The 4959-nt window shown below is 45.2% G+C and carries 7 protein-coding genes and 1 pseudogene; 2 read left to right on the forward strand and 6 right to left on the reverse strand.

Annotation, left to right across the window (positions count from 1 at the left end):
- From PX636_RS17610 to PX636_RS17620, 3 genes are all read right to left on the reverse strand, one after another.
- Positions 1 to 284 (reverse strand): cryptochrome/photolyase family protein (locus PX636_RS17610; protein ID WP_288118099.1); only part of this gene is annotated, 284 nt, incomplete at its 3' end.
- Between the two features lie 2 nt (positions 285 to 286).
- The gene (locus PX636_RS17615; RefSeq protein ID WP_002739601.1) at positions 287 to 445 is read right to left on the reverse strand and encodes a hypothetical protein; all 159 of its coding nucleotides are present in this window, start codon (positions 443 to 445) and stop codon (positions 287 to 289) included.
- Between the two features lie 145 nt (positions 446 to 590).
- On the reverse strand, positions 591 to 1724 hold the full coding sequence (locus PX636_RS17620; RefSeq protein WP_288118100.1) for a HetZ-related protein 2: 1134 nt from the start codon (positions 1722 to 1724) through the stop codon (positions 591 to 593).
- An 89-nt stretch (positions 1725 to 1813) separates the two neighbouring features.
- Between PX636_RS17620 and PX636_RS17625 the strand changes: the two are divergent.
- Positions 1814 to 1903: pseudogene (locus PX636_RS17625) on the forward strand (helix-turn-helix domain-containing protein); the annotation flags it as partial.
- Positions 1904 to 1990: 87 nt separating this feature from the next.
- On the opposite strand, the gene PX636_RS17630 reads toward PX636_RS17625, so the two are convergent.
- From PX636_RS17630 to PX636_RS17640, 3 genes are all read right to left on the reverse strand, one after another.
- Positions 1991 to 2212 carry a hypothetical protein gene (locus PX636_RS17630; RefSeq protein ID WP_002799107.1) on the reverse strand — a complete coding sequence of 74 codons (222 nt, stop codon included), beginning with the start codon at positions 2210 to 2212 and terminating at the stop codon, positions 1991 to 1993.
- A 313-nt stretch (positions 2213 to 2525) separates the two neighbouring features.
- Positions 2526 to 3635 (reverse strand): iron-containing alcohol dehydrogenase family protein, encoded by a 1110-nt coding sequence (locus tag PX636_RS17635; RefSeq protein ID WP_002750186.1) that lies wholly within the window; start codon positions 3633 to 3635, stop codon positions 2526 to 2528.
- Between the two features lie 20 nt (positions 3636 to 3655).
- Positions 3656 to 4213, reverse strand: coding sequence for a Ycf51 family protein (locus PX636_RS17640; protein ID WP_271974991.1), 558 nt, complete (start codon positions 4211 to 4213; stop codon positions 3656 to 3658).
- Here PX636_RS17640 and PX636_RS17645 point away from each other — a divergent pair.
- Complete coding sequence (locus tag PX636_RS17645; RefSeq protein WP_002799113.1) at positions 4190 to 4807, forward strand: 7-carboxy-7-deazaguanine synthase QueE; 618 nt, start codon at positions 4190 to 4192, stop codon at positions 4805 to 4807. The two genes, PX636_RS17640 and PX636_RS17645, sit on opposite strands and share 24 nt — an antisense overlap.
- Positions 4808 to 4959: the final 152 nt, after the last annotated feature.

Raw genomic sequence — 4959 nt, forward strand, 5'->3', positions numbered from 1 at the left:
AATTCTTTAATACCTAATCGTTTAATCCAAGCGGATAAAATCGTTTCAAAATCTTCTGCAACTTCGTAGGTGACAGACCATCCCAAAGTTTTTAATTCTTCGGCAAAATGACGCATCGCCGACCAGATTAAAACTAATTTTTGCTGATGATAGGGTCTTTGTCGAATATGATTGTGGGATTCAATTAAAATAACCGGCGTTTCCTGTGCATAGGCTTGACGATTAGCTAAGGCCGCTTGTCCTGTCCATAATTGATCCCCTAAAATCCAAATACCAATGGTCATAATTATCTCATTGCCTCGACTATTCCCCCGTATTTTTTAGCCATAATATCCGCCATTTCCCGAGCAGAAAATTTACTGGCTTTATCAATGCTGGGGGTAAATGTCCCCGTAGGGGTTAAATAATGGGTGAATACCCCGACTTTTTTGCTAATAATCCACATATTTCTGGAAGTCAAAAATCAAAAAGGGGATGGGAAGTGGGGTGTGGGGTGTGGGGTGTGGGGTGTGGGGTGTGGGGAGTTTTCTCAGTGAACTGATAACTGATAACTGATAACTGATAACTGATAACTGATAACTGACTCCTGATTAGGTTTTTGTCCTGAGACTTTGGGCGCTTAGATAAAGTTGCGTCCATTCTTTGACCACTTGCGTGCGTTTAAAGTTTAATTCGCCGGCGATTTCCTCAAGGGTTTTACCCGCTTTTAAGCCATCGATAACGCTTTTACCCGTGGGAGAAAGACCGGCATAGAAACTTTGCCATTGACTGAGAGTTAAGCCAAAATTATGCTCTTTCGGGCTGATTTCTAACCATTCACTGATTAATTCTGTCCCTTCCTTGAGGGCAAAAACCTTAATCGCATGATAGCCAACTTTTTCCCGGAGACGATAAATCCGTTGGACGGGAATATTCATCGCCAAGGCGATCGCATCTTGGCTTTCGCCCCCTAGATAGAGGTTAAACCAAGTCACCGCCTCCGGACTAACATTTTCCTCTAGATACTTAGCAAAACTCTCTTGAACTTTTACCCGGAGAATTTGCGCTTCTTGGCAAGTGCGTTCATCTTCGTAGGTAGCGATCGCATTTTGATCCAGTAAACTTAAGCTAGTTTCCCCCTCATCGTCACTAATTTCATCGGAGAGAATCCGGATCATTTCTTGCCGCGGCACATTAGTGATACCGCTTCTCGATTGACGACGGAGATAATTAACAAAACGATAGGCTAACAGGGGTTGATTGCGGATCGGACGCAGAGCGTATTCCTCTAGGGTGGCTAACAGCAGCTGATCGCGAGTAGCTTGATCGGTGGTACAACGAGCGATCCATGCTAACTGGGATTGCAGATAGCGATCGCTATTTAACATCTCTTGAATAATTTCTTGCAAGACATCGGCCACCGCTTGCCGACGATCGCGACTTAAGGAAACCCAAGTGCGAATTTTTTGCCGGAGAGTGACACAAGCGCCGAGACGATCGATCAGGTTACGATAGCCGCGGGTGGGACTAACTTTGAGATAGCGTTGCCGTAAAATTTGCCAAAGATAGACTAATCCCCGTTTAGCGATTTCTAAATCTCTCTCATCTAAATTTTCCCAACGTTGGCTATCTTCACCGAGTAACCAATTGATAATGGTATCCCGTTGGCGATCGGTTAAGGAATCCTCTGTTTGAGAGAGGCGATCTTGCCATTGTTGCCTTAACTCGTCGATTATTGTCGTCATCGAAAAATTGAGTTCCAAACCCCGTCTTTTGAGGACGGCTTTAGTTTGAATATTAGCGCATTTACACGATATATGCTAGAACCTGAGCCATGGAGAAAGCCTATCGCTACCGATTTTACCCAACACCCGAACAAGATAGGACTCTAGGCAGAAGAGAAATAGGAATTGTGCGGAAAGTGCGCTCGCATCGCTTCCTAGGGTGTGTTCCCTGAAAACATGACAATTTCAAGGTTAACCAATATTTGGGAATGCACCACCCCTACCATTTATAATTCGGGAACATTTTCCTGTTCATAATTTTCTATTAATATTCCCAAAATTTCCATTAAAGAAGCAAGAGGATGATTTTCATTTTCTCCTATTTCATCTATCAAATTATCTAACATAATTACTAATTGTTCATATTCTGATTCGCTACGGGGTATAAAGAGTATTGGCTTTAAGTTTGTCCAGGCTTGCCGTGTTTTCTCTAGATCTATCGTCGGCATTTTTTTACTCCTTCCATTTATTTTTGTCCTATTCAGCATGAGCCTGTAGGGTGCGTTCCCTCAAACCATTGTGGCTTTAACATTAATTTGTATTTGGGAACGCACCACCCCCAACGCTTACTCCCTATTGGGTTTCACTATCATTCAACCCAACCCACAATTGCAGGGTGATTATTCTTTTAATTGTCAGCATCAGGATTTTCAGGCTTGGGGGACTTTCAGGATGGTTTAGTTGAGGGCTGTGATTGATTTGCTGCTCAAAACCTAGGGCTATAGGTGAGAATTTTATTAATAAATCCCGAAAATATTGCCCTTAATTAGCTTTAACTTTCTGCCCGATCGTATCGGCAGTGGTAGTGGAAACCATGGCCGCCATAACTTGTTCGGGGGAAACCGTAAAAGGCAGACGATGAATGTCCGAATTAGGCTGACAGGCAATTGCGGCCGCGTGGCGCAATTGGGCAAGGGAAACATCTCTTAATCCTAAATCCTCTAGGGATTTAGGTAAACCAATTTGTTCATAAAACTGGATTAGTTGCCCCCGGGCCGATACTGCCAATTGATTGCCCAAAACTATTTCCTCTAGACGCAATTGGGCGAGAATGCCGTAGGCGACTTTTTCCCCGTGCAGGGCATGATGGCAAGCGGGAATATGGGTTAAACCATTATGAATTGCATGGGCGGCCACGGTACGACAATTAGCACCCCCTAAACCACCAATTACTCCGGCTAATAAAACGGTGGCATCTACCACCTGTTTCCAGTCCTCCCCGCCGATATTTTCCAGGGCTGCCGGGGATTTTTGGAAAAGAATATCCCGCAAAACCCGGGCCTGTTGGACAGCGGCAATGATCAGGGTTTCTGTGGAGTGACCGCTACTGACAGAAGCTTCGTACCATTTAGCGATCGCATCGCCAATACCGGCGATTAAGGTTCTTTTCGGGGCAGTTTGGATAATACCGTAATCGAGAATTAATAAATCCGGACAACGGGCTAGGGACAGATCGTAAAGAAACGCCCCCGCGTCGGAATAAACGTTAGATAGGGCTGTCCAAGCGGCACAGGTAGCGGCGGAGGTGGGAATCGTAGCGATCGGCAAATGGCACTGATGGGCGAGTAATTTGGCCGTATCGAGGGCCTTGCCGCCACCCACACCGATGATAAAATCTGCCTCATGACTCTTGACAGATGCCTTTAAATATGCTAAGGAATTTTCCGAACAATCGGGGGCGTAACTGTGATAGCTAGGAGTGAGATTTTTCAGGGGAGATGACAAAAAAGCTAAATTGCGATCGCCGCCCACCACCAGGGGACGTTTACCCAAATCCGCTAATTTGCCGGTGGATTCTTCTAGGGCATTGTCACCCCGAATCACTTGTGCGGGGGCGATTAACAGGGGCAAAACAGCGACAGCATTGGACATTTTTTGACAACCTCTCAGGATTATTGGCTAAGTTTAGCGAAACTTTCGGGAAAAAGCTGTAGTTCAGGAGTATTATCCCCCGGGGCGGAGAAGGATTTTTTAATCTGTCCCAGGTACAAAGGAGCAGATAAACCGGGCTGAGGGTGAACAAGAGTGCGAGCGCTAATGATAAATTGATTATTACCGCCAGCACCGGCGCGACCGGAGGAAAACAAGTCACTAGCGGCTTGTTTTAGGGTTGCTTCCACCTGCTCGGGAGTAACAGTATTGGGCAGGGAGATAACAGCTTGATTAGCTCCGTTATCATAGACAAGGGAGAATCTAACCGCTCCCGGAATTTCGGTACGGGTAAATAATCCTAACCCAAGACCGAAAATCCCCACCGTCAACACGGCCATAAAGCTAGTGACACCGACGAGACGAAAGCGGATTCCCCAACCGACGAGAAAAGCGATAATCGTGAGTACCAAAAAAACCAGCGTGGCAATACCAGACCATTGGATGTATTTGGCAAAGTTCAGGGGAATGTCCATATTTTCTATAATACTGATTCTATGAAAACGGTTAGCATAAACCATTGTACCTATCCTGTTGTCGAAACTTTCCATTCTGTCCAGGGCGAAGGCTTTTGGACGGGAAGCAATGCTTTTTTCCTCCGTTTGGGAGGTTGCGATGTCTATTGCCCTTGGTGCGACCAAAAAGAGTCTTGGAATGCCCACCGTTATCCACAACAATCGCTGCGGGAATTGGTTGAGATGGCAAAAGGGGCTAACCCCGCTATGGTGGTGATTACCGGGGGTGAACCTTTGATGCACAATCTTGATCCTTTGACCAAGGAATTAAAAAATCAGGGTTTACGGGTACATTTAGAAACTTCTGGCGCTCATCCTTTTACTGGGGTTTTCGATTGGGTGACTTTTTCTCCTAAAACTTATAAAATGCCCGATCCTAGTATTTATGCACGGGTAAATGAGTTAAAAATTGTCGTGGCTCATCCAGAGGATTTAGACTGGGCATCTATGCAGGAAAGTAAGTTATCGGAAGGGGTGATTAAATATCTACAACCCGAATGGAATACAGCAGAAAGCAAAGAGTTAGTCTTTAATTATGTTCTTCGGCATCCCCAATGGCGTCTCAGTCTCCAAACCCATAAGTTTTTAGGAGTCCGCTAGTCAGTTATCAGTTATCAGGAGTCAGTTATCAGTTATCAGGAGTCAGTTATCAGTTATCAGGAGTCAGTTATCAGGAGTCAGTTATCAGGAGTCAGTTATCAGGAGTCAGTTATCAGGAGTCAGTTATCAGGAGTCAGTTATCAGGAGTCAGT

The sequence above is a fragment of the Microcystis sp. M53598_WE2 genome (assembly GCF_030067735.1).
GTDB lineage: Bacteria > Cyanobacteriota > Cyanobacteriia > Cyanobacteriales > Microcystaceae > Microcystis > Microcystis aeruginosa.